Annotated in this window: 1 pseudogene; it reads left to right on the top strand. The window is 41.7% G+C overall.

Annotation, left to right across the window (positions count from 1 at the left end):
* Positions 1-292: 292 nt before the first annotated feature.
* Positions 293-714: pseudogene (locus R7044_RS25425) on the top strand (GGDEF domain-containing protein); the annotation flags it as partial.

Raw genomic sequence — 714 nt, 5'->3', positions numbered from 1 at the left:
ATTCAGCGAATTGAGAATCGACTCACCAACAGCCGTTTTTATGCATTATCTGTATTTATCAACGTGCACACATCAAGGTAACTTTGTAACCGTCATCACCATATTGCAGGCAACATATCGATAGATATCGTAATAAACAAAACCCTTGGCGTCGTCACACCCAGAAAATTCCTTACAAGATTCAATCACCTCGCAACATGACTAAGTTCACATTTGGCGATTTTGTTATTCTATTTATCGCTAAAATACCGCCTAGAATAGACGTACATATCAATTTAAGTAGGGATAGAAGATGTCGACATTGGCCGGGGCTCGCCTAGAAGAAATGGCGGATATCCGCTCGACGAGAAAAAAGAAAATCGTTTTTCTGTGTTCTAGCATTGCCGCCACACTATTGGTGTACGGCGCTATCGTCCAATCGCTCGAAAATCATTGGGGGTTAAGCGTTTTACATGCCTTCAGTGCCATCGCCTGCTTAGGGATCTGCTATCTCATAAAAGTACAAAGGCATCACAAATATGCCGATTTACTGCTCAGCGCCGTCATCATGTTTGAGGGGTTATTACTACTTCTTTTTAATGATGCGCCCTCCGGAAAATTATTGTGGCTCTACCCCATCGTCGCAACCATCATTTTGATTAACGAGTTCAAAGTCGGTTTACTCTTTAGCGCTACCTACATGATTTTGGTTTTCTTTGGCATTACGTTTTTAGA

This window comes from Vibrio sp. 1402 (genome assembly GCF_033340275.1).
This window is presented reverse-complemented; position numbering and strand designations above follow the sequence as displayed.